Below are 22,779 nucleotides of genomic sequence, written 5' to 3'. Positions count from 1 at the left end.
CAGCGCAACCGAGACATGGTCGAGTCGATCGCGCGGCCGCCCGAGCAAAGACGGTGCGACCTGGTCGCCGTCGGTATTGGCCACTTGGGCGGCCCTAACGGGCTGGTGCCCCTGCTGCGTAAGGCTGGCTGGCAAGTCGACCAGGTCGCCGCTGACGGCAGCACGACAACAGCGCAGAAGCAGGTGAAGAGCGCTGCTACACGTGCAGCGCTTTCCAATTCCGGCTCCGGTCCTGTCGCCGCCGGAGCGCGGCAATGACTGCACCATTGCCTCACCTCGCGTTCGGCGGGCGCAGGGTGCCGCTGATCCTGCAGACCGAAGCCGCCGAGTGCGGCCTGGCCTGTCTCGCAATGGTCGCCGGCTTCCACCGGTTGCATCTGGACATGCGCTATCTTCGCGGCCGCTTCAGCGTGTCGATGAAGGGCAGCACCCTGCAGCACATGGTGTCGATCGCGAGCGAGCTAAAGATGACTTCGCGACCGCTCAAGCTGGAACTCAATGAACTATCCTCGCTACGCTTGCCGTGCATCCTTCACTGGAATCTCAATCATTTCGTCGTTTTGTGTAAGGCGACGCCAACGCGGCTGGTGATCCACGATCCGGCGCTCGGTCTGCGAAAGCTGAATTACGAGCAGGCCAGTACCGCGTTTACCGGCATCGCGCTGGAACTTGATCCCGCCATCGCGTTCGTGCCCGCCGTGCATGTACAGAAATTCCGCCTCGGCGCCCTGGTTGCCAGGGTGGGCGGCCTGTGGCAATCGCTGGCGATCATGCTTGGCATGGCCTTAGTGCTTGAAGCCTTCGCCCTGCTCGCACCGCTGTTCAACCAGTGGGTCGTCGACGAAGTGCTGACATCGAACGACCGCGAACTGCTCAATGTGCTGGTGTGCGCCTTCGCGTTGATGCAGCTGACGCAAACCGCCATTTCGCTGGCGCGCGGCTGGACCATCATGTATCTCTCGACGCACTTGGGCCTGCAATGGTCGGCCAACCTTTTTACTCACCTGCTCCGGCTGCCCACTGAGTGGTTCGAGAAGCGCCACCTGGGCGACGTTGTGTCGCGCTTCGGGTCCATGGGGGCGATCCAGAAAACCCTTACTACCGGCTTTATCAGCACCTTCATCGACGGCCTAATGGCGGTGGCGACGCTGAGCATGATGATTTTTTATAGCGGCCCGCTGACGATGCTGGTGGTCAGTGCGGTGCTGCTGTACGGCCTGGTCAGGGTCGGTTCCTGCTATCCGCTACGCGCGGCCAGCGGCGAGTCGCTGCAACTCGCCGCGCGCGAGCAGAGCTGCTTTCTGGAGTCGATCAGGGCGGTGCAGCCGATCAAGCTGTTTTGCAGCGAGGACGACCGCCGCAGCCGCTGGCTCGGCGCGCTGGTCGACTCAGTCAACCGCAGCGTGCGCACGCAAAAATTCACCCTTGTGATCGGCCTGGCCAATACTTTCATTTTCGGTATCGAGGCCTTACTGCTGTTCTGGGTCGGCGCGCGTGCGGTGATGGATGGCGCCTATACGGTTGGCATGCTGTTCGCCTTCTCCAGCTACGGAAGCCAGTTTACAGGGCGGATGTCGGCGCTGATCGACCGCGCAATGGAGTTCCGGATGCTGTCGTTGCAGTGTGAACGGCTCGGCGACATCGTGCTCGAGCCGCCTGAGCCGCCGGGCAACATGCCCGGCGGGATCGGCCATCTGCCCGCCAGCATCGAGCTGGTCGACGTCGCCTTTCGCTACGGCGACGACGAGCCATTCCTGTTACGCCATCTGAACCTGAAGATTGATGCCGGCGAAGTGCTCGCTATTACCGGACCCTCCGGATGCGGCAAGACGACCCTGCTGAAGATAATGCTGGGCCTGCTCAAACCTGTCGAAGGCCACGTTTCCTATGGCGGAGTCAGGCTGGAGCGGATCGGGCCGGCGGCGTACCGTAAAGTGGTCGCCACTGTCATGCAGAACGATCAGTTGCTGTCAGGTTCGCTGGCCGAGAATGTCGGTTTTTTCGCGCCGGTGCTCGAGCACGAACGCATCGAGCAATGTTGCAAGATGGCTGGCATCCACGAGGACATCGAGGCGATGCCGATGGGCTATCAGACGCTGACGGGCGATATGGGCACGACACTATCGGGAGGACAGAAGCAGCGACTCATGCTTGCCCGCGCGCTCTACAAGCGCCCGACGGTACTGTTCCTCGACGAGGCGACCAGTCACTTGGACGTCGACAACGAACGCCATGTGAACGCCGCCATCCGCAATCTTCCGATCACGCGCATTTGCGTAGCGCACCGCCCTGAGACCATCGCGCTTGCGAGTCGCGTCGTGCGTCTTGAGGATGGGGCGATTAAGTTCGATAGTGCGGCGCAAATGCCAGCGAATACTACGACGACGCTGCCTTGACGAAACCGGCCATTGCGGGACGATGGAGCACTGGAAAAATGCCGTGCGAGTAGATCCGGCGTTTGGAGACGAATAGTTGGGAGCGCAGTCCCAACGCGCTCGTTCGGACACGGGGAAAAACAATCGTCGCTCAGGGGTTTCGCCCGGTCGTCTCAACTTGTCATGAACACGATGATGGCCGGACGCACCAACTCTCCCTTAAAAAACAGGGGCTTATACATACACGTGAACAAACCAAGCCGACACAGGCAACGGAAATGACGGCATCTACGACACCTTCGGCTATCGGCTTTTCCAAGCCACCTGCCGCCAGCATGGTTTCGATAAATCGTCGGGACAAGCGAGAACTCTTATTGTCGAACGTCGCCTATATCGTCGAGATCGGACTCCGCTTGATCGAGTTTTTCTTCCGTGTCGCCCAAGATCGTTTCGGCTTCTTCAGGACTCAGCTTTTTGAATCCGTCGTCCCCTTCTCTGCCCTTTTGGCCCCCCTTTCAGCATCCCGAGGGCGGTACTGATTGCCGGTCGGATCTCGCGACGCAGTCTATCGCGCTCTTCCCCATTAGGAACATCGTCGGGACTACGGTTCATACGCACGCCGGCGGGGGAACACATCATCAGCTGGATGTGGCTGGGCCTGATCACCGCCTCATCCCCACGTCCACGGGAACACGGTGTCAATAAATTCTACAGCGACATAGGAAACGGTGCATCCCCGCGCCCACGGAGGACACCGTAAGACGGCAAAGCTTTCCTTGTCGAGTTCCGGTTTACCCCTGCCCCCGTGGGGAACACGCGGGAAGTGCGACGTGCTAGCCTCGCCCTGCTGCGGTCATCCCCACGCCCGTGGGGGAACACTCGATCGAGCTGGCGCCGTACTGCGAGTGCATCGGTTCATCCCCACGCCCGTGGGGAACACGCCATGCGGCCGGCGGAATTCACCTCCCGATCGGTTCATCCCCACGCCCGTGGGGGACACTCTGCCAGCGTGGGCGGCTCGGGCGGCTTGATCGGCTCATCCCCACGCCCGTGGGGAACACTCAGCCTTGCACGCCATCGCGTCGTTCAACTTCGATTCATTCCCACGCCCGTGGGGAGCACGTGGAGTTAGCCAATGGCTACCCGTAATTTTACGGTTCATCCCCACGCCCGTGGGGAACGCCAGGCCATCGACGCCGCCCTCGATCTCGAAGCCGGTTCATCCCACGCCCGGGGGAACACCGTGGCAACCACCAAGTTTTCCGACCTCCTGCCGGTTCATCCCCACGCCCGTGGGGGACACCGCAGGCAATACCACTGTAGCGAGCGGCCTGACGGTTCATCCCCACGCCCGTGTGGAACAACGCGCCGCCGCCAGGTAAATATTCCCGAAATCGGTTCATCCCCCGTGGGGAACACCGGAAGGCGTCTAAGAAGGCCGTCGAATGGAACGGTTAGTCCCCACGCCCGTGGGGAACACACCTTGAAGTCGCAGCCAGCCCTGGCCACCGGCCTGCGGCAGGGTAATGTGACCGGCCTGCGCTGGTCAGGTCGATCTCATGCGCCGTACGGCCTAGGTCCATGGCGAAGACGCCAAGAAAGCAATGATCTCCACGTATCACTCAACAACCTCGCCATGGACGTCCTGCAGCGCTAGCGCGGCAAGCACAGCGAGTACGTCTTCACCTACCGGGGGGGGAAGCCGATCCGCTGGCCCAACACGCGGGGGTGGCGGAGCGCCCTGGTGCGTGCGGGAATAAGCAATTTCCGGTGGCACGACCTGCGCCACACTTGGGCCAGCTGGCTGGTCCAGCGTGGTACGCCGTTGTACGACCTGCAGGAGATGGGCGGCTGGAAGTCAGCCGAGATGGTGAGACGTTATGCGCATCTTGCGCCGGCACAGATGGCGCGGAATGCGGCTGCGATCGATGCCCTGCGTCACGTCACAACTACGTCACAGTGTCGTTTGCAGGGCGAATAAAAAAGGGGTTACGGAAAACCGTAACCCCTTGAATATGTAGCATAAATCTTGGTAGGCCTCCCGTGAGTCGAACACGGCACCAACGGATTATGAGTCCGCTGCTCTAACCAGGCATGAGCTAGAGGCCCAAACTCGTTACAGATGGGAAGAAGAATCTCGCCACCGCGCTGCGGTGTCCCGAACGAAGTGGCGAGAGGATATTGCGTTTAGTGTAGAGCCGTCAAGCTCTAGCTGAAGTTAGCGACAAGAATCAGCTGCTACCCTCGAGGAAGCTCTTCAGCTTGTCCGAACGCGACGGGTGGCGCAGCTTGCGCAGGGCCTTCGCTTCGATCTGGCGGATGCGCTCGCGGGTGACGTCGAACTGCTTGCCGACCTCTTCCAGCGTGTGGTCGGTCGACATCTCGATGCCGAAACGCATGCGCAGCACCTTCGCTTCGCGCGGGGTCAGCGAATCCAGTACGTCCTTCACCACACCGCGCATCGAGGCGTGCAGGGCCGCATCGGACGGCGCCAGCGTGTTGTTGTCCTCGATAAAATCGCCCAGGTGCGAGTCGTCGTCGTCGCCGATCGGCGTTTCCATCGAGATCGGCTCTTTCGCGATCTTCATGATCTTCCGGATTTTGTCTTCCGGCATTTCCATCTTGACCGCGAGGGTGGCCGGATCCGGCTCGGCGCCCGTCTCTTGCAGGATCTGGCGCGAGATGCGGTTCATCTTGTTGATGGTTTCGATCATGTGCACCGGGATACGGATGGTGCGCGCCTGGTCGGCGATCGAGCGGGTGATGGCCTGGCGGATCCACCACGTCGCATAGGTCGAGAATTTATAACCGCGGCGGTATTCGAACTTGTCCACGGCCTTCATCAGGCCGATGTTGCCTTCCTGGATGAGGTCGAGGAATTGCAGGCCGCGGTTCGTGTACTTTTTCGCGATCGAGATCACGAGACGCAGGTTGGCCTCGGTCATCTCGCGCTTGGCTTTGCGCGCCTTCATTTCACCGGCCGCCATCTGGCGGTTGATGTTGCGCAGGTCCGGCAGCGGCAGCACGACGCGCGCTTGCAGGTCGATCAGGCGTTGCTGCAGTTCCTTGATCGTCGGGATGTTGCGCCCGAGGATGGCGCTGTAGGCGTGGCCGGCGTTGACTTCGCCGTCGACCCATTCCAGGTTCGTTTCGTTGCCCGGGAAGACTTTGATGAAGTGGGCGCGCGGCATGCCGCAGCGGTTCACGGCGACATCGAGGATCTGCTTTTCGATGTGGCGCACTTCGTCGACCTGGCCGCGCAGGGTGTCGCACAGCTTTTCGACCACTTTTGCTGTAAAGCGGATGCCCAGCAGTTCGTCGGAGATGGCTTCCTGGGCCTTGACGTAGGCTTTCGAGTTGTAGCCGTCCTTTTCGTAGGCCTTGCGCATCTTGTCGAACTGGGTCTCGATGTTGCTGAACCGGGACAGTGCGGACTGTTTCAGCGCTTCGAGCTGCTCGGCGGAATAGCCGGCGGCGCCTGGGGTGGCGGCGGCTTCTTCTTCCTCTTCTTCTTCCTCTTCCTCGGCTTCGTCGTCTTCGTCATCGAGGCCGTCGCCGGAAGGGCCGACCGCCGATGGCGAGGTCTCTACGGCGCCTTCTTCTTCGACCAGGCCGTCGACGATTTCGTCGATCTTGATTTCGTCGGCTTCGATGCGCTGGGCGGCGGAGATGATTTCGGCGATGGTGACCGGGCAGGCGGAAATGGCCTGGATCATGTCGCGCAGGCCGTCTTCGATGCGCTTGGCGATCTCGATTTCGCCTTCGCGCGTCAGCAGCTCGACCGAGCCCATTTCGCGCATGTACATGCGCACGGGGTCGGTGGTGCGGCCGAAGTCGGAGTCGACGGTCGACAGCGCCGCTTCGGCCGCGGCCTCGGCTTCATCGTCGCTGGTGACGGTGGCAACATTGTCGGACAGCAGCAGCGATTCGGCATCGGGCGCGTGTTCGTACACGGCAATGCCCATGTCGTTGAACGTGCCGATGATGCCTTCGATCGCTTCCGGGTCGACGATGTTGTCGGGCAGGTGGTCGTTGATTTCCGCGTAGGTCAGGAAACCGCGTTCCTTGCCGTTCTTGATCAGCGCCTTCAGCTTCTGGCGCCGGATCTCGATCTCTTCTTCGCTCGCTTCGGTGTCCGATGCGAACGCGTCTTTCAGCAGGGCTTTTTCCTTGGCCTTGCGGTCCTTGGCTTTGGCCTTGTCGACGGCTTTCAGTTCGGCGCGTTCGACCGCGTTCAGGGCGGCGACTTCGTCGTTTTCGGGGGTGAATTCTTTTGGTTTGCGACCGCGGCGCCCCGGGACTTTCACGGAGGGCAGCACGTAGCCGGACGTATCGATGGCGGCCAGGGCCGCGGCATCGGTGGTCTGGCTGACGACAGGTGCGGCGCCCGTTGTGCGAACTTCCGCCTTGTCTTGCGCATTGTCCGCCTTGGCGGACGTTCTGGTGGTTTTGGCAGCCACTTTGGGTTCGGGTTTCTTGGTTGGCACAGGCGCTTTCGATGTCACAACGACTAACTTTACGATGGTTAAAGATAAAGTTTTGTTACCTTACATCACCCTGCAAGAAGCGTACAACACTTGCTCCGCTAACTGAAACTCCACGCCCCTTTTGACACGGAAGTCGTTTCAAAGGTTGCAATAGTTAGCGTTTTATTATAGCACGCACCCCTCTTTTTCCAAGTTGCACAAAACCTAACTGCTGCCTTCGCAACACACGCTCAGCGGGGGGCCCTGGCGGCAGCTTGTTCACTCTCCAGAAGCTGCTGCTGTGCTGTGATTTCACGATAGCGAGTGCTCACCTGATCTGGGGTCAGGCCCTTGGAAAACAACTGGTTTAACTCCTGTTTCAAGGCTGCGATCTTGATGTCTCTCACGGCACTCGCCAGGAAGACGCGGTTCGCATCGGGATCGGATTCCGTCTCGGAGGCGATCTCGGCGATGATGCGGTCGTAGTGGTTGCCGGCCTCTTTGAGTTGCTCCGACAGCGCCGCGAAGTTGCCGTATTCGCCGAGCGCCTGGGCCACACTCACCAGGTAGCGCAAGGCGTCGCTCGATTCCTGCCCGAAGTGGTCGAAGGCCTGCAGCGCAGTCTCGTCGAGGTCCAGCGAGAGCGCCGGATGGGCGACCAGGATGCGCACGATCTGCAATTCCAGGCCCACCGGCTCCGGCCGGCCCTGGCGCGGCGGCGCTTTCTTCGCCACCGAAACGGGCTTGGACAATTCGAACAGGCTTTCGATCTCGGCCGGACTCGACTCCGTGATGCTGGCCAGGCCGCGCACGATCTGCAGGCGCAGCGAGGTCGGCGTCATCGCCTGCAAGAGCGGCTTGGCGTCGTACTGGGTGGCGGCGCGCCCTTCCGGAGTGGATAAATCGTGTTCGCCCGTCACTTCGCGCAGCAGGAATTGCGACAATGGCATGGCGTCGTTGATTTCCTGGGCGAAGGCATCGGCGCCGAACTCGCGCACGAAGCTGTCCGGGTCGTGCTTTTCCGGCAGGAAGAGGAACTGGATGGTCTTGTTGTCGGACACTTGCGGCAGGCAGGCCTCGAGGGCGCGGCGCGCGGCGCGGCGGCCGGCCTTGTCGCCGTCGAAACTGAAGATGACGTTGTCGGTCTGGCGCAGCAGCTTTTGCACGTGGGTACTGGTGCAGGCCGTGCCGAGCGTGGCCACCGCTTGCGGGAAGCCGAGCTGGGCCAGCGCGACGACATCCATATAGCCTTCCGTCACGAGCACGTAGCCGGCATCGCGGATCGCCTGGCGCGCTTCGAACAGGCCGTACAGTTCCAGGCCTTTCTGGAACAGCGGCGTTTCCGGGGAGTTCAGGTATTTCGGTTCGCCATTATCGAGCACGCGGCCGCCGAAGCCGATCACCTGCCCTTTCGTGTTCCGGATCGGGAACATGATGCGTTCGCGGAAACGGTCGTAGCGCTTCTTGTTGCTGCCGTCTTCGTCGACCTTGTCGATGACCAGGCCGGACTCGACCAGCGCCAGCGCTTCGTAGTCACTAAAGACCGTGCGCAGGTTGTCCCAGCCGGACGGCGCGTAGCCCATGCCGAAGCGGGCGGCGACTTCGCCGGTCAGGCCGCGGTTCTTCAAATAAGTAATCGCGTTCGGCGCGGTTTTCAGCTGGGCGCGATAGTAATCGCAGGCCTGGCTGAGCGCTTCCGACATCGACTGCGACTGCGCCTGCTGGGCGGCGCGCTGCATTGGCGGGATCTTGTCGTCGGCTTCGGGCACGACCATGCCCACGTTCTGGGCCAGGTCCTTGACGGCATCGACGAAGCCCATGCCCGAGTATTCGATCAGGAAACCGATCGAGGTGCCATGGGCGCCACAACCGAAGCAGTGATAGAACTGTTTGGTGGGGCTGACGGTGAAGCTGGGGGATTTTTCGCTGTGAAAAGGACACAGCCCCATGTAATTGGCGCCGCCCTTTTTCAGCTGGACGTAGCGCCCGACGACGTCGACGATGTCGACGCGGTTGAGCAAATCGGTAATGAATGATTGCGGGATCACGTGGCTAACACAGGGTTTGTCTAAGGTCAGACTATACCGCAGCGACCGCTGCAAATTGATTTACAACAAGCAAGGGCCCGTCGGGCCCGCTTGTGCTTACTTTGTGCTCATTTATGTTACATCAGGCGCCGGACAGCGCCTTCTTGACCAGGGTCGAGACGACGGTCATGTCGGCCCGGCCGGCCAGCTTCGGCTTGACGATGGCCATCACCTTGCCCATGTCCTGCGGACCGGCGGCGCCGGAGGCGGCGACTGCAGCGGTCACTTCGGCGGCGATTTCCTCGTCCGACAATCCTGCCGGCATGTAGGTGACCAGCACTTCCAGCTCGGCTTTTTCGATGTCGGCCAGGTCCTGGCGGTTGCCGGCTTCGAACTGGCTGATCGAGTCCTTGCGCTGCTTGATCATCTTTTCGACGATGGCGACGGTTTGATCGTCGTTCAGTTCGATCTGCTCGTCGACTTCCTTGCGCTTGATGTCGGCAAGGATCAGGCGGATCGTGTTCAGCTTGCCGGCTTCCTTGGCACGCATCGCGGCCTTCATGTCGTTGGTGATTTGTTCTTTCAGGCTCATGGCTTCTCCGAATCGAATGGCTACAAACAACAAAACCCGCCGGGGTCACAACCAGGGCGGGTTCACAGGACTTCCTAGCGGCTGCCGGGACGAGCCTTTTGCTCTGTCACCGGTTCAAGCCCGGCTGGACAGTCTTAGTACAGTTTCTTAGGCAGTTGCTGGCTGCGGATGCGCTTGTAGTGGCGCTTCACGGCAGCGGCGAGCTTGCGCTTGCGCTCTGCAGTTGGCTTTTCGTAGAACTCGCGTGCGCGCAGTTCCGTCAGCAGACCGGTTTTTTCGATAGTGCGCTTGAAGCGACGCATAGCGACTTCGAACGGCTCGTTTTCTTTAAGGCGGATAGTGGTCATGTAAAAATCAAACCGTTGGATTTAGGGAAGAACGAAATTCTAGCAGCTTTTGGCAAGCAGTGGAAGAGATTACGGTGGTGTGATGAATTTAATACAGGGGCATGCATGGGTTCCCGGTGCTGCAGCTGGGCCGTTATTGGGACGCATCATCCGCGTGGGCACGAGTGCCCACGCCAGGGGCGAGGCCGCAGGCCGTGGCCCGCGAAACCAACGAACGCTGGCAATCTTTGCGAACAAAAACTCAGACGCTCTGCCCTGCCACGTAACCCGAGGCCCAGGCCCACTGGAAATTGTAGCCGCCGAGCCAGCCGGTGACGTCGACCGATTCGCCGATGAAATACAAGCCGGGCACGTCCTTGGCCATCATCGTTTGCTGGGACAGGGCGCGGGTGTCGACGCCGCCGAGGGTGACCTCGGCCTTGCGGTAGCCTTCGGAGCCGGTGGGAACAATCGCCCAGCGGTTGATGGCGTCGCCGAGTTTGCGCAGCTTGGCGTCGGGCATGTCGGCCAGGCGGGCGTCGGGGGCGAGGCCGTTGGCCAGCAGCAGGCCCTCGACCAGGCGCGCCGGCAGCCATTGGGTCAACACGTTGCCGAGCTGTTTCTTGACCGTCGTTTTCGAGCCGATCAACTCTTCGGCGACGTCCATCTCCGGCAGCAAATTGACGACGATCGGCGTACCCGGTTCCCAGTAGCTGGAAATCTGCAGGATCGCCGGGCCCGACAGGCCGCGGTGGGTGAACAATAAATCTTCGCGGAACAGGCCGCGTTTTGCATTCTTGCCTTTGCCGGAGCCGGTCGACACTTCCACTTCGAGGGCGATGCCTGCCAGCGGCGCGAAGGCGGCCCAGCTTGGGCCGTCGAAGGTCAGCGGCACCAGGCCCGGACGCGGCTCGACCAGCGGCAGGCCGAACTGGGTGGCGATGCGGTAACCAAAGTCGGTGGCGCCGATTTTCGGAATCGACAGGCCGCCAGTGGCGATCACGACGCTGTCGGCCCAGATGTCGCCGTGGTCGGTATCGATCAGGTAGCCGTCAGCCTCTTTCGTGATCTCATGCACCTTGCACGGCATGCGCCAGTTGACTTCGGCGGCGCTGCACTCGGCCTTCAGCATGGCGATGATCTGCTCGCTTGAGTCATTGCAGAACAGCTGGCCGCGGTGTTTTTCGTGATACGCGATGCGGTGCTTCTTCACCAGCGCCAGGAAATCCTGGGCCGTGTAGCGCGACAGCGCGCTTTTGCAGAAGTGCGGGTTCTCGGACAGGAAGTTGGCCGGTCCGGCGTTGATGTTGGTGAAGTTGCAGCGTCCGCCGCCGGAGATGCGGATTTTCTCGGCCAGCTTTTCGGCGTGGTCGATCAGCACCACGCGCTTGCCGCGTGCGCCGGCGATCGCCGCGCACATCATTCCGGCCGCGCCTGCGCCGATTACCGCTACATCGAATTGTTTTGCCATGAGCTGCCGCCGCCAAATTCCAAACCCGCCATTGTAAACGCTGGGGGCATGGGCCGCACGCCCGACGCCGCCAGTGTGGTTTTACGGTTGGAGCGCCACGGTCACTGGATAGCGCCGGCGCACGTCGCGCGCCGCAGCCGTCACCCGCGCCACCTGGTTCGCGATCGACACCGGCACCGGCACTTCCCCATTCAGGGCCGCCCGGATCCAGGCGGCGGTGGCGGCCGCGTCGCGCGCTTCCGGCACGGCGGACAGGGTATCGGCCGGCGGATCGCGCTCGACCAGCACTTCGCGCAGGCCGTCATGAAACCAGTCGATCTGCTGGGCGCGGTGCGGATTGGCGACGGTCTCGCCTTCGGTCCCGCGCATCAGGAAGGCATCGCCGCGCGCGGGCGGTGCGGCGCTCATGAAGTATTCGCCGAGGGTCTGCAGGTATTCGGGGTGGGTGTAGGAGACCAGGCGCAGCGCCGCATCCTCGAAAGGCTGCAGGATCTTGACGATGGTGTGCGTGGAGTTGCGCACGCCGAGGATGCGGCGCAGCGAGAGCATGTGGGACAAGGCAGGGGCCAGCGTTTCGATCGGCATGAAGGCCGGGCGCCGGGCCTCGAAAGCGTCATGCACGGCGGCGCTGGTGGCCGCTTCCGCCAGCCCGAGTTCGGCCAGGATCTCGGCGGTCGTGACGCGGCCCGGGTCATTGCGTACGCCATGCACCAGCGTCGGCACGCCTTCGCGCGCCAGCAACAGTGCCAGCAGCGGGGTCAGGTTGGCCAGCTTGCGCGCGCCGTTATAGCTGGGTACCAGTACCGGGGCGAAGTCGCCGGGCGGCGCCGGCAAGGGCGCGAACGCGGCTTCGGCCGCGGCCATGAAGCCGGCCAGTTCGTCGACCGACTCGCCCTTGATGCGCAGCGCGAGCACGATCGCGCCCATTTCGAGGTCGGAAACGCGGCCCTCGAGCATGGCGCCGTACAGGCCGGCGGCATCGATGCGCGACATGCTGCGCGCGCCTTTGACGCCGCGGCCGATCTCCTTGATGAAGTGGGCGGCAGGGAAGCTGTCTGGGTGGAGTTCGGTATTCATACTGCAAGCTTACACCCTCATGCGTTTGCCCTGCTTTTGCGATGTCTGCTGCAAACAAGCATTTTTGGCGCTACACTCGTTGATCGAACTTTGTCCAACGGACCGCCCCATGCCGATCACTCCAGATATTGAAAATACCAACGTTACCTCGTTCGGGCGCATGCCGACACCAAGCGAGCTGCACGCCAAGCTGCCCCTGTCCGACCGCGCGTTTGCCACCATCATGAATGGCCGCGCCGCGCTGCGCGACATCCTCGACCGCAAGGACGAGCGCCTGTTCGTCGTCGTCGGCCCCTGCTCGATCCACGATCCGGAAGCGGGCCTGGACTATGCGCGCCGGCTGAAGGAACTGCAGGACGAAGTGGCCGACACGATGCTGCTGGTGATGCGCGTGTATTTCGAGAAGCCGCGCACGACCACTGGCTGGAAGGGCTATATCAACGATCCGTTCATGGACGACTCGTTCCAGGTCGATGTCGGCATGGAGCGCGCGCGCCAGTTCCTGATCGACGTGTGCGAGCTGGGCCTGCCGACCGCCACCGAAGCGCTCGATCCGATCTCGCCGCAGTACCTGGGCGACCTGATCGCCTGGACCGCGATCGGCGCGCGCACCACCGAATCGCAGACCCACCGCGAGATGTCCTCGGGCCTGTCGACGCCGGTCGGCTTTAAAAACGGTACCGACGGCGACGTCAGCATCGCGATCAATGCAGTGCTGTCCTCGGCCAATCCGCATGCGTTTTTGGGTATCAACGACAAGGGCACGGTATCGATCGTGCGCACCCGCGGCAATGCGTATGGCCATGTGGTGCTGCGCGGCGGCGGGGATCGTCCGAACTATGATTCGGTGTCGGTGACGATTGCGGAGCAGGCGCTTAAAAAGGCGGGGCTGCCGGCCAACCTGGTCGTGGACTGCTCGCATGCGAACAGCTACAAGAAGCCGGAGCTCCAGCCTTTGGTGATGTCGGACGTGATCCAGCAGATCAAGCATGGCAACCAGTCGCTGGTGGGTGTGATGATTGAATCGAATATCGTGGCGGGGAACCAGCCGATTCCGAGCGATTTGACGCAGCTGAAGTATGGCTGTTCGGTGACGGATGGGTGCATCGGGTGGGACGATACGGTGACGATGCTGCGGAATGCGCACAGGGAATTGCTGGCGCGTCCTTGATGCGGTAACCGTGGGCATCCGCTTTTGTCCGGAACGCGGTGTAACGTAGGGTGGGCATTCATGCCCACGCGGTGATACGCGGCGGCGAGACCATCGTGCACGAAATCGGAGCCGATCCGTATCGCCGCGTGGGCACAAGTGCCCACCCTACGGTACGCATCGGCCGGCGGCCGGCATCCCCCGCGCATGTGCTTTACAATGCCAGCTTCCGCTTCCCCTTCCGGCATTTCCCATGATTGTTCTCGGCGTCGAATCCTCCTGCGATGAAACCGGCCTGGCTCTGTACGATACCGAGCGCGGGCTGCTGTCCCATGCCCTGCATTCGCAGGTCGCCATGCACGAGGAGTACGGCGGCGTGGTGCCGGAACTGGCCTCGCGCGACCATATCCGGCGCGCCCTGCCCCTGCTCGAACAAACCCTGAAAGGCGCCGGCATCGCGAAAGGCGATATCGACGCCATCGCCTACACCCAGGGCCCGGGCCTGGCCGGTGCGCTGCTGGTGGGTTCCTCGGTCGCCTGCAGCCTGGCGCTCGCGCTCGACAAACCCGTGCTCGGCGTGCACCACCTCGAGGGCCACCTGCTCTCGCCGCTGCTGGCCACCGACCGTCCGGCCTTTCCCTTCATCGCCCTCCTCGTCTCGGGCGGCCACACGCAGCTGATGCGGGTCGATGGCGTCGGGCGCTACACGCTGCTCGGCGAAACCCTGGACGACGCCGCCGGCGAAGCCTTCGATAAATCGGCCAAGCTGCTCGGCCTCGGTTATCCGGGCGGGCCCGCGATTTCGCGCCTGGCCGAATTCGGCGATCCGGGCGCCTATACGCTGCCGCGCCCGATGCTGCATTCGAAGGATTTCAATTTCAGCTTCTCGGGCCTCAAAACGGCCGTGCTGACGGTGGTGAAGAACCACGAAGAGAAGGTCATCGCCAACATCTGCGAGCAGGACAAGGCGAACATCGCGCGCGGCTTCGTCGATGCGATCGTCGATGTGCTCACCGCAAAATGCGTGAACGCGCTGCGCCACACGGGCCTCAAGCGCCTCGTGATCGCCGGCGGCGTCGGCGCGAATGCGCAGCTGCGCGTCTCCTTGAATGCCGCGGCCGAAAAACGCAAGTTCCGCGTGTTCTATCCCGAGCTCGAATTCTGCACCGACAACGGGGCGATGATCGCCTTTGCCGGCGCCCTGCGCCTGGAGCGCAATCCTGCCCTGGCGACGCGCGACTACGCCTTCAACGTGCGTCCGCGCTGGCCTTTGGACGAGCTGGAAGCCGCCTGATCACGGGCTCCCACGAGTGAACTTGCAACGCTGACATCGATCCTACCGTGTGACCGCCCTGCCCCAAACGATGGCAAACTCTGGCGGTTCAGTTTGGGAGGTCCTACATGCGCGTTGTAAGTTGGAACATTCACTGGGGTTGTGGGAAAGACGGGCGCATCCGTATTCACGCGATCATCGACGTGTTGCGCAAATTGAACCCTGACATCGTCTGCCTGCAGGAAGTGGCCGCGAATCACCCCGAACTCGAGGGCAGCGCCACCGCCAACCAGTTCAAGCAGCTGGCCGGCGCCTTCGGCGGCTTTCATGCGATCGAGCACGCGCCCAGTGAAATCTACCGCAACAACGTCCCCCGCCTGTTCGGCAACCTGATCCTCTCCAAATACCGCATCACCCAGGCCCAGCGCCACATGCTGCCCTGGCCCGCCGACCCGGACCATCCACCGGGCATGCCGCGCGGCGCGATCGAGGTCGTGCTCGACACGCCGGGATCGAAGCTGCGGCTCGTGACCACCCACCTCGAATACCATTCGCCGCCGCAGCGGATGGCCCAGGTGCAGCGCCTGCGCGCACTGCATGTGGAAGCCGCCGCCCGCGCGCGCATCTTCGCCGCGCATCCGGAGATGGACGCGCCCTATCAGCTCGGCGAGCGCCCGGCCGCGGCGATTTACTGCGGCGACTTCAACATGGCGCCTGGCGACGAGGCTTACCAGGCCTTGCTCGCGCCGCATGACGATGGGGCGCCGGCGCTGGTCGACGCCTGGGCCGCGCGGCATCCAGGCCATGCGCGCGCGCCGACCGCGGGGCTGCACGGGTATCCGTGGCCCGAGAAGCCGGATTGCTACGATTATTTTTTCGTGACCGAGGACTTGGCGCGGCGGGTTGCGACGGTGGAGGTGCAGTCGGAGACGGCAGCGTCGGATCACCAGCCGGTGGTGCTGGAGCTGATTCCGGGGGCTGATTTTCCGGCGGCGTGACACGTAGGGTGGGCGCCCTGTGCCCACGCGGAACGATGAGCGAACGAGACGCTTTTGTTGCCGTGCGTGATGAACAGATTTAGCCTGTCCAGAAAGCGTCAACGCGACGCATGCGTCGGTGGGCACGGGGCGCCCACCCTACGAAACCGACGCCATTGGCCACAAGCCAATCAAATAATCGGTGCGTCCGCCTGCGTCGCAATCTCGCGCAGCGCGCGCTCGAACACTTCCGGCGGCTGGCCGCCCGAAATCAGATGGCGCTGGTTGATGACGATCGCCGGTACCGAGCGGATACCCGCACGCTGGAAGAACGCTTCGGTCTCGCGCACTTCGTCGGCGTACTCACCGGTTTCCAGGATGCGCGCCGCTTCCGCGGTGTCGAGGCCGACCTGGCCCGCAACGCGCACCAGCAGCTCGCGCGAGCTCGGGTCTTCGCAGTGGGTGAAATAGGCTTCGAACAGGGCCAGCTTCAATGCATGCTGGCGGCCCTGCGACTCGGCCCAGTGCAGCAGGCGGTGCGCGTCGAAGGTGTTGTAGATGCGGCCGCGGCGCGCCATGTCGAACGTAAAACCGACCGCTTCGCCGCGCTGGCGGATCTGTTCGCGCGACTGGATGTGCTGCTCGAGCGGGGCACCGTATTTTTCGGTGATGTGTTCGACGATGTCCTGGCCTTCGGGGCCCATGTCGGGATTGAGTTCGAAGGGCTGGAAATGCAGCTCGGCGGTGATGTCGGGGGCGACGCGCTCGAGCGCCTGTTCGAGTGCCTTGAGGCCGATCGCGCACCACGGGCACGACACGTCCGACACGAAATCAATCCTCAATTGCTTGCTCACGCTACACCGCCTTCCTTGTTGATGCCGGGGCACTGTGCACCGGCCAGGAGCGGTATGTGGGGATGCTTGGGGAAGAATCAACAGGGCGCGCGGCGATTCGTGCAGCGCTTGAACGCGTGGACGGGGGACCCGTCCACCCTACGGGCCTACTTCTTTTTCGCGCCCGCGGCTTTGCTGCCGATGCGCGATTCCTTGCCGGAGATGAGGTTGCCGATGTTGGCGCTGTGGCGCCACAGCAGCAGCGCGCTCATGGCGATCACCGCGAACAGGATTTCGTCGACGCCGAACAGCAGGCCGTAGTAGAACGGCGCGAACACGGCGGCGATCAGGGCGGCCAGCGACGAGTAGCGGAAGGCGTAGGCCACCACCAGCCAGGTCACCAGCGTGGCCAGCCCCAGCCACGGGTTCAGGCCGAGCAGCACGCCCAGCGCCGTGGCGACGCCCTTGCCGCCGACAAAACGGAAGAAGATCGGCCACAGGTGGCCGAGGAAGACGGCAATCGCCACGAGCGCGATGCCGCCGTCGTCGAGGCCGTAGTCCGGGCCGAGTTTGACGGCCAGGAAGACCGCCAGCCAGCCCTTGGCGCCGTCGCCGACCAGGGTCGCGATCGCGGCCTTCTTGCTGCCGCTGCGCAGGACATTGGTCGCGCCCGGGTTCTTCGAGCCGTAGGTGCGCGGGTCGGACAGGCCGAACACGCGGCTCATCACGACGGCAAACGAAATCGAGCCGATCAAATAGGCGGCGACGGTGGCGATCAGGGTATTCATTCTTGTCTCTCTATGTTTGAAGCTGCGTCCCTCTGGCGGGCTCGTGAATATACACCAGCGCCAGGCCGGGCGGTAGTCACTCGGCCAAGGCGCACTGCACCGGTTTCGCGCCCAGCACCTCGGCCAGCACGCCCGGCGCAATGCCGACCAGGTAGCCGCGCCGGCCGCCGTTGATGTAGATCTTCGCCAGCGCCAGGATCGATTCCTCGACGTACACCGGCATCGCCTTGCGCGTGCCGAAGGGAGAGGTCCCGCCAATCATGTAGCCCGAGTGGCGCTGGGCCACGTCCGGCTTGCAGGGCTCGACCGACTTGCAGCCGATGGCGCGCGCCAGGTTTTTGGTGGACACCTTGCAGTCGCCATGCATCAGCACGATCAGCGGCCGGGCCGCCTCGTCCTGCATCACGAGGGTCTTCACGACCTCATGCTCGGGCACGCCGAGCGCGCGCGAGGACACGGCGGTGCCGCCATGTTCCTCGTAGGGATAGGGATGTTCGGAAAAATGCACCGCGTGCTTGCGCAGGAAGCTGGTGGCGGGCGTCTCTGACACGTGCTCTTTCTTGGCCATGCGTGATACGCTAAACACTGGAATAAAGGGTTTCTATTATGCAGCAAGAAATACGCTTTGCCACCTTCAACGTTTGCAACCTGGCCCCGCCCGGCGTGAAGCTGTACGACAACCTGCTGCCTACGACGCCCGAGGAATACGAGGCCAAGCTGGACTGGACCGCGCACCAGCTCGACCTGCTCGACGCCGACGTCATCGGCTTGCAGGAAATTTTTTCGCAAGCGACGCTGAAGGAAGTGCTGGCGCGCACCCGCCGCTACCGTGAAGCCTTCCACCTCGGCTTCGACCCCGATCCGGCCGCGATGCGCCTGACGCCGAGCGTGGCCCTGGTATCGCGCCTGCCGCTCGCCGCGCCCGCGAAGCAAATGATCGACTTCCCGCGCGGTATAGAACTGCCGATGGGCAGCCGCGACGCCGCCCGCTTCACCCGGGCGCCGCTGCATGCGGTCATCACTGCCTCGCCGGATGTGCTGGTGGACGTGGTCGTCGTGCACCTGAAATCGCGCCGTCCCGACTACCGCACCGGCGATACCGGCGAAGACCCGGCCCTGTACGCGCTGGCCTGCCTGCGCTCGCTCATCCGGCGCGGCACCGAAGCGGCCGCGCTGCGCGTGCTGATGACCGAAATGGGCCGGGCGAATCGCCGCCCGCGCGTGCTGCTGGGCGACTTCAACGACGTGGCCGATTCCGTCACGACCAGCATCGTGCTCGGCGCCGGCACGCCGCTGGGCGACCGCCTGTACGACGCCAGCCAGGTCCAGCGCCGGGTCGACCATGCGCGCCACCTCGGCTTTTCCAGCGTGCACGAGGGCCATTACTCGACCATCGACCACATCCTCGTGTCGGAAGAATTCAACGGCGCGCTGCCGAGCGCGATCGGCGAAGTGATCGACGTGCTCTACCTGAACGACCACCTCGACCTCGAACTGCCGGCAGCATCCGACCACGGCCAGGTGCTGGCGCGCATCCGCCTGTACGACGAGGGCCGCGGCCTCATGGAGGCGGGCGTGTAGGCATCATTGCTGCGGGTGGCGCCGCGCCGCCCGGACCGCTGTCGACAGCAGCCTCACCGGCAGTGCCCGCACCCGCGCGGGCACCAGCGCCAGCACCTTTAGCGGCACCATTGCCCGCGCCTGGACCGCCATTCAGCGCTCCATTCACCGCTCCGTTAGCGGCACCGTTGCCGGCAATAGCGCCAGTTCCAGCAGCAGCCGCGGCGGCCCTGCTCCCTGCCCCATCCCCATAAAATCCCTGGTATTCATCGCAGCCATGCTGCTGCAGGTAGTCCAGCTGCTCCGCCGTCTCCACCCCTTCCGCAATCACCCGCAGCTTGAGGCTGCGCGCCAGTGCGATGATGGCCGGGATCATGGCCGCCCCGTCCGGCTCGCCGACGATGTCGTCGATGAAACTGCGGTCGATCTTGAGTTTCGACAGCGGGAAGCGGCGCAGGCTGGCCAGGCTGGAAAAGCCGGTGCCGAAATCGTCGATGGTCAATTGCACGCCGCGCTCGCGCAGCCGGCTGAGGGTGGCCAGGATGGCGGCGTCGCCGCGCATGATGGTTTTTTCGGTGATCTCCAGGTCGAGGAATCCGGGCGCCAGGCCGGATGCCGACAAGGCCTCGTCGACATAGCCGAGCAGGTCGTTGTGGACGAACTGGACATTCGACAGGTTCACCGCCACCACCACCGGAAAGCCGGCATCGCGCCAGCGTCGTCCCTGCTGGCAGGCTTCAAGCAGCACCCACCTGCCGATCGGCACGATCAACCCCGACTCTTCGGCGGCGGCCATGAAGGCGTCCGGCCTCAACAGGCCCCGTTCGGGGTCGCGCCAGCGGATCAAGGCTTCGAAGCCGACCGTGCGGCCGCTGCCGATATCGATTTCGGGTTGGTATTCGAGCTCGAACTCATGCTTGTCGAGCGCCCGGCGCAGCCGGTTTTCCATGGCAACGCGTTCTGTCACGCGCGAATTCATTTCCTGGCTGAAGAAGTGGAATTCGCTGCGCCCGCTTTCCTTGGCGTGGTACATCGCCACGTCGGCATGGCGCAGCAGGGTTTTCGGGTCGTCGCCGTCGCTCGGGCAGATGGCGATGCCGATCGACACCGACAGCGTGAGCGGCCCGGACTCGGCCTGCATCGGACGCGCCACCGACTGCAGGATCGTGGCGGCCACGTGCGCCGCCTGGTCGACGCCGCCGATGTCGGCCAGCAGCACGACGAATTCGTCGCCGCCGAGCCGGCTGACCGTATCGACCCGGCGCACGCAGCGCCGCAGCCGGTTCGCCACTTCCTGCAGCACGGCGTCGCCCACCTCGTGCCCGTGGTTGTCGTTGATGGCCTTGAAATGGTCGAGGTCAATGAACAGCAGGGCGAACTGGCGGTGCTGGCGCGCCACCCCTGCCAGCGCCTGTTCGAGGCGGTCCATGAACAGGATGCGGTTCGGTAGTCCGGTGAGGGCGTCGTGCTCGGCCTGGTGGCGCGCCTGCTCGACGGCGCGGCGACGCTCGCTGATGTCGGTCAGCATCACCATATAACTGGTGACCGTCCCGGCGGCATCCAGGATCGGCGACAGGGCCGCGCGGAACGGGATCGTGCTGCCGTCGCGCCGCATGCCCCACACTTCGCCTTCCCAGTGCTGGTGGGCGTCGAGGTGGTCGTGCAGGCGGTCGTAGAAGGCGCGTTCCTGCATGCCCAGGCGCAGGCTCGGCAGCTCGACGCCGACCACCTCTTCCGCCGGATAGCCGGTCAGCTCGGTGTAGGCGCGGTTGACGGCCAGCACCCGGTGTTCGCGGTCGACCAGCAGGATGGCGTCGCGCGCGTGGTCGAACACCTGGCTGGCCTGGCGCAGCGAATCCTCGAGTTCCTTGCGCGCGGAGACGTCGACTTCCATGCAGAACACTTGCCGCACCTCATCCTCCCCCCGGCCCTCGCCCGGCACCGGAAAATGGCTCGAATGCAGCCACAGGCGGCGCCCGTCGCGCAGCTCGACCTGCCACTCGCGCGCCTTCGCCGCTTCGCCGCTGCGCCAGACTTCTGCGATGGTATCGTCGAATTCTCCCTGCTTGTCGAGGTGACTGACGAATTTGACGAAGGGCTGGCCGATCGCCTCATGCGCCGGTATGCCCGTCAGCCGCGCGCAGGCGTGATTCCAGAAGCGCACGACGCCCTTGCGGTCCTGGCTGTGCACCGCCACCGACGGGCTGAGCTCGATCGCCGCGACGAAGCGATACAGCCAGTCGAGCACTTCGCGTGCCGGCCCGCCGGCAAACGCAGACAGGGGCGGTTCGGGCAAATCGCTGCTCACAACAGGTCCTTTTCTTTAACGAAACAAGGGGTTAGAGCTCCCCCGATCGAACCATTCTTGTCCCCACCGAAGCCATTTCATTTGCGCGCACGCAAAGGTATCGCGCTCGCACAAGCGCTACCTTTGCGGCGCCGTTTCGTCCCCTTTTTCTGCACTTCAGCGTCCGGAAACGGCTGCTTGTCGCATTCCGATGGCGCCAGGACTTGTCAATTTCTATAGTCCCTACCATGCGCACGGAGCTCCGCCTTGGACCAGGTGGAGCACGGGCGCCCTTATTCTTATCCGTGCTCTCAACAATTCAAACAACGGCCGCCATGAAAATCGAAACCCTGCCGCTCACCTCACCTCCCTCCGCATCGCGTTCCCCGGGCAGCGGCCGGCGCCGCTGGCGCAAACCGGTCATTGCGCTGCTCGTGATCGCCATCGCGGGCGGCGGCTGGTTCGCGCTGCATGGCAAGGGCGCGCCGCCCGCCGCGGCTGCCACGAAGAAGACCGACAAGCCCACCGTCTTCGAGCTCGCGCAGAACGATGTCGTCACGGTCGAATCGCGCGAGCTGGCGCTGCGCTTGCCGCTGTCGGGTTCGCTCGCGCCGCTGGCCCAGGCCACCGTCAAGTCGAAGGTGTCGGGCGTCGTGCTCGCCACGAGCGTGCGCGAGGGCATGAACGTGGCGGCCGGCCAGGTCATCGCGCGCCTGGATGACGCCGACGCGCGCGCGCGTGTGGCCCAGCAGGCGGCGCTGGTCAAGGAAGCGATGGCGCGCCTGTCCATGGCGACCAAGAACGAAGCCAACAGCCAGGCCCTGCTCAAGCAGAACTACATCTCTCAAAACTCCTTCGACACGACCCGCAACAGCGTCGAGCTGGCGCAGGCCGCCGTCGATGCGGCGCGCGCCCAGCTCGAGATGGCGCGCATCGCCCTGAACGACACCACCATCCGCGCGCCGCTCGCGGGCGTGGTCAGCAAGCGTTTCGTGCAGGCCGGCGAAAAGCTCTCGCCCGACAGCCCGGTGATGGCGATCGTCGACCTGCAGCACCTGACGCTCGACGCCCAGGTGCCCGCTTCGGACATCCCGCGCGTGCAGGTCGGCCAGGACGTGCGCTTCAAGGTCGACGGTTTCAATGGCCGCGCGTTCTCCGGCAAGGTGGCGCGCATCAATCCGGCCACCGAAACCGGCTCGCGCTCGATGCTGGTATATATCAGCGTGGCGAACGACGACGGCAGCCTGCGCGCCGGCATGTTCGCGAAGGGAGAAATCACGACCGACAAATCCGCCGCGCGCCCGATCGTGCCGCTCACCGCCCTGCACAAGGATGGCGCGCGCGACGTCGTCTACCGGGTCGACGGCGGCAAGGTGGTGGCGCAGCCGGTCCAGCTGGGCATGCGCAGCGAAGACGAAGGACTGGCCGAAGTGACGGGCGGCGTCGAAGCGGGCGCGGTGCTGCTGGCCGTGCCGCTCGACGGCGTCAAGCCGGGCAGCGCAGTCAAGTTGAGCAATGCGCTGACCAAGGCCAGCACAGCTACGCCAGCGCCGGCCGCCGCGGCGAAGAAGGGCTGA

The 22,779-nt window shown here is 63.7% G+C and carries 18 protein-coding genes and 1 tRNA gene; 8 read left to right on the top strand and 11 right to left on the bottom strand.

Features of this window, described 5'->3' with window-relative positions; all coding sequences use genetic code 11:
- Positions 1-15 precede the first annotated feature (15 nt).
- The 3 genes from AC1MEM_RS07485 to AC1MEM_RS07475 all read left to right on the top strand — a co-directional run bounded on the left by AC1MEM_RS07485 (position 16) and on the right by AC1MEM_RS07475 (position 4,356).
- A complete protein-coding gene (locus tag AC1MEM_RS07485; RefSeq protein WP_499476344.1) occupies positions 16-258 on the top strand; it encodes a TraB/GumN family protein in 243 nt (80 codons plus the stop codon).
- Positions 255-2,396 (top strand): peptidase domain-containing ABC transporter, encoded by a 2,142-nt coding sequence (locus tag AC1MEM_RS07480; RefSeq protein ID WP_499476343.1) that lies wholly within the window; start codon positions 255-257, stop codon positions 2,394-2,396. The genes AC1MEM_RS07485 and AC1MEM_RS07480 overlap by 4 nt, the downstream gene beginning before the upstream one ends.
- A gap of 1,684 nt (positions 2,397-4,080) precedes the next feature.
- Positions 4,081-4,356: a tyrosine-type recombinase/integrase gene (locus AC1MEM_RS07475; RefSeq protein ID WP_499477598.1), complete on the top strand. Its 276-nt coding sequence runs from the start codon at positions 4,081-4,083 to the stop codon at positions 4,354-4,356.
- Between the two features lie 49 nt (positions 4,357-4,405).
- Here the strand turns inward: AC1MEM_RS07475 and AC1MEM_RS07470 are convergent.
- From AC1MEM_RS07470 to ybiB, 7 genes are all read right to left on the bottom strand, one after another.
- A tRNA-Ile gene (locus AC1MEM_RS07470) sits at positions 4,406-4,484 on the bottom strand.
- 122 nt (positions 4,485-4,606) lie between these two features.
- A complete protein-coding gene (gene rpoD / locus AC1MEM_RS07465) occupies positions 4,607-6,835 on the bottom strand; it encodes an RNA polymerase sigma factor RpoD (protein ID WP_499476342.1) in 2,229 nt (742 codons plus the stop codon).
- 257 nt (positions 6,836-7,092) lie between these two features.
- Positions 7,093-8,889 (bottom strand): DNA primase, encoded by a 1,797-nt coding sequence (gene dnaG, locus AC1MEM_RS07460; protein WP_499476341.1) that lies wholly within the window; start codon positions 8,887-8,889, stop codon positions 7,093-7,095.
- Positions 8,890-9,010: 121 nt separating this feature from the next.
- Entirely contained in the window at positions 9,011-9,460 is a 450-nt protein-coding gene (locus AC1MEM_RS07455) for a GatB/YqeY domain-containing protein (RefSeq protein WP_499476340.1), read from the bottom strand.
- A 134-nt stretch (positions 9,461-9,594) separates the two neighbouring features.
- Positions 9,595-9,807 carry a 30S ribosomal protein S21 gene (rpsU, locus tag AC1MEM_RS07450; RefSeq protein ID WP_005665410.1) on the bottom strand — a complete coding sequence of 71 codons (213 nt, stop codon included), beginning with the start codon at positions 9,805-9,807 and terminating at the stop codon, positions 9,595-9,597.
- A gap of 241 nt (positions 9,808-10,048) precedes the next feature.
- The gene (locus AC1MEM_RS07445) at positions 10,049-11,257 is read right to left on the bottom strand and encodes a BaiN/RdsA family NAD(P)/FAD-dependent oxidoreductase (RefSeq protein ID WP_499476339.1); all 1,209 of its coding nucleotides are present in this window, start codon (positions 11,255-11,257) and stop codon (positions 10,049-10,051) included.
- 81 nt (positions 11,258-11,338) lie between these two features.
- Positions 11,339-12,334, bottom strand: a complete 996-nt coding sequence (gene ybiB, locus AC1MEM_RS07440) for a DNA-binding protein YbiB (protein WP_499476337.1) — start codon at positions 12,332-12,334, stop codon at positions 11,339-11,341.
- 109 nt (positions 12,335-12,443) lie between these two features.
- On the opposite strand from ybiB, the gene AC1MEM_RS07435 reads away from it, so the two are divergent.
- The 3 genes from AC1MEM_RS07435 to AC1MEM_RS07425 all read left to right on the top strand — a co-directional run bounded on the left by AC1MEM_RS07435 (position 12,444) and on the right by AC1MEM_RS07425 (position 15,755).
- Positions 12,444-13,505 (top strand): 3-deoxy-7-phosphoheptulonate synthase, encoded by a 1,062-nt coding sequence (locus AC1MEM_RS07435; protein ID WP_499476336.1) that lies wholly within the window; start codon positions 12,444-12,446, stop codon positions 13,503-13,505.
- Positions 13,506-13,737: 232 nt separating this feature from the next.
- Entirely contained in the window at positions 13,738-14,778 is a 1,041-nt protein-coding gene (gene tsaD / locus AC1MEM_RS07430) for a tRNA (adenosine(37)-N6)-threonylcarbamoyltransferase complex transferase subunit TsaD (RefSeq protein ID WP_499476335.1), read from the top strand.
- Between the two features lie 107 nt (positions 14,779-14,885).
- Complete coding sequence (locus AC1MEM_RS07425) at positions 14,886-15,755, top strand: endonuclease/exonuclease/phosphatase family protein (RefSeq protein WP_499476334.1); 870 nt, start codon at positions 14,886-14,888, stop codon at positions 15,753-15,755.
- A 170-nt stretch (positions 15,756-15,925) separates the two neighbouring features.
- Here the strand turns inward: AC1MEM_RS07425 and AC1MEM_RS07420 are convergent, their stop codons facing one another.
- From AC1MEM_RS07420 to AC1MEM_RS07410, 3 genes are all read right to left on the bottom strand, one after another.
- Complete coding sequence (locus AC1MEM_RS07420) at positions 15,926-16,588, bottom strand: DsbA family oxidoreductase (protein ID WP_499476333.1); 663 nt, start codon at positions 16,586-16,588, stop codon at positions 15,926-15,928.
- Between the two features lie 146 nt (positions 16,589-16,734).
- Complete coding sequence (plsY, locus tag AC1MEM_RS07415) at positions 16,735-17,355, bottom strand: glycerol-3-phosphate 1-O-acyltransferase PlsY (protein WP_499476331.1); 621 nt, start codon at positions 17,353-17,355, stop codon at positions 16,735-16,737.
- Positions 17,356-17,431: 76 nt separating this feature from the next.
- The gene (locus tag AC1MEM_RS07410) at positions 17,432-17,923 is read right to left on the bottom strand and encodes an aminoacyl-tRNA deacylase (RefSeq protein WP_499476330.1); all 492 of its coding nucleotides are present in this window, start codon (positions 17,921-17,923) and stop codon (positions 17,432-17,434) included.
- Positions 17,924-17,961: 38 nt separating this feature from the next.
- On the opposite strand from AC1MEM_RS07410, the gene AC1MEM_RS07405 reads away from it, so the two are divergent.
- Complete coding sequence (locus AC1MEM_RS07405; protein WP_499476329.1) at positions 17,962-18,936, top strand: endonuclease/exonuclease/phosphatase family protein; 975 nt, start codon at positions 17,962-17,964, stop codon at positions 18,934-18,936.
- On the opposite strand, the gene AC1MEM_RS07400 is transcribed toward AC1MEM_RS07405, so the two are convergent.
- Complete coding sequence (locus AC1MEM_RS07400) at positions 18,917-21,223, bottom strand: putative bifunctional diguanylate cyclase/phosphodiesterase (RefSeq protein WP_499476328.1); 2,307 nt, start codon at positions 21,221-21,223, stop codon at positions 18,917-18,919. The two genes, AC1MEM_RS07405 and AC1MEM_RS07400, sit on opposite strands and share 20 nt — an antisense overlap.
- A 314-nt stretch (positions 21,224-21,537) precedes the next feature.
- Here AC1MEM_RS07400 and AC1MEM_RS07395 point away from each other — a divergent pair, with 314 nt between their 5' ends.
- Positions 21,538-22,779: an efflux RND transporter periplasmic adaptor subunit gene (locus AC1MEM_RS07395; protein WP_499476326.1), complete on the top strand. Its 1,242-nt coding sequence runs from the start codon at positions 21,538-21,540 to the stop codon at positions 22,777-22,779.

This window comes from Telluria sp. AIW5, assembly GCF_056680575.1.
Note: the sequence above shows the minus strand (reverse complement) of the source record. Positions and strands in the feature narration are given on the sequence as shown.

What these genes read in the sequence shown, in the direction of transcription:
- AC1MEM_RS07485 (WP_499476344.1), top strand. Translation starts at nt 16, where the DNA reads ATGGTCGAGTCGATCGCGCGGCCGCCCGAGCAAAGACGGTGCGACCTG.
- AC1MEM_RS07480 (WP_499476343.1), top strand. Translation starts at nt 255, where the DNA reads ATGACTGCACCATTGCCTCACCTCGCGTTCGGCGGGCGCAGGGTGCCG.
- AC1MEM_RS07455 (WP_499476340.1), bottom strand. Translation starts at nt 9,460, where the DNA reads ATGAGCCTGAAAGAACAAATCACCAACGACATGAAGGCCGCGATGCGT.
- rpsU (WP_005665410.1), bottom strand. Translation starts at nt 9,807, where the DNA reads ATGACCACTATCCGCCTTAAAGAAAACGAGCCGTTCGAAGTCGCTATG.
- AC1MEM_RS07445 (WP_499476339.1), bottom strand. Translation starts at nt 11,257, where the DNA reads ATGGCAAAACAATTCGATGTAGCGGTAATCGGCGCAGGCGCGGCCGGA.
- ybiB (WP_499476337.1), bottom strand. Translation starts at nt 12,334, where the DNA reads ATGAATACCGAACTCCACCCAGACAGCTTCCCTGCCGCCCACTTCATC.
- AC1MEM_RS07435 (WP_499476336.1), top strand. Translation starts at nt 12,444, where the DNA reads ATGCCGATCACTCCAGATATTGAAAATACCAACGTTACCTCGTTCGGG.
- tsaD (WP_499476335.1), top strand. Translation starts at nt 13,738, where the DNA reads ATGATTGTTCTCGGCGTCGAATCCTCCTGCGATGAAACCGGCCTGGCT.
- AC1MEM_RS07425 (WP_499476334.1), top strand. Translation starts at nt 14,886, where the DNA reads ATGCGCGTTGTAAGTTGGAACATTCACTGGGGTTGTGGGAAAGACGGG.
- plsY (WP_499476331.1), bottom strand. Translation starts at nt 17,355, where the DNA reads ATGAATACCCTGATCGCCACCGTCGCCGCCTATTTGATCGGCTCGATT.
- AC1MEM_RS07410 (WP_499476330.1), bottom strand. Translation starts at nt 17,923, where the DNA reads ATGGCCAAGAAAGAGCACGTGTCAGAGACGCCCGCCACCAGCTTCCTG.
- AC1MEM_RS07405 (WP_499476329.1), top strand. Translation starts at nt 17,962, where the DNA reads ATGCAGCAAGAAATACGCTTTGCCACCTTCAACGTTTGCAACCTGGCC.
- AC1MEM_RS07395 (WP_499476326.1), top strand. Translation starts at nt 21,538, where the DNA reads ATGAAAATCGAAACCCTGCCGCTCACCTCACCTCCCTCCGCATCGCGT.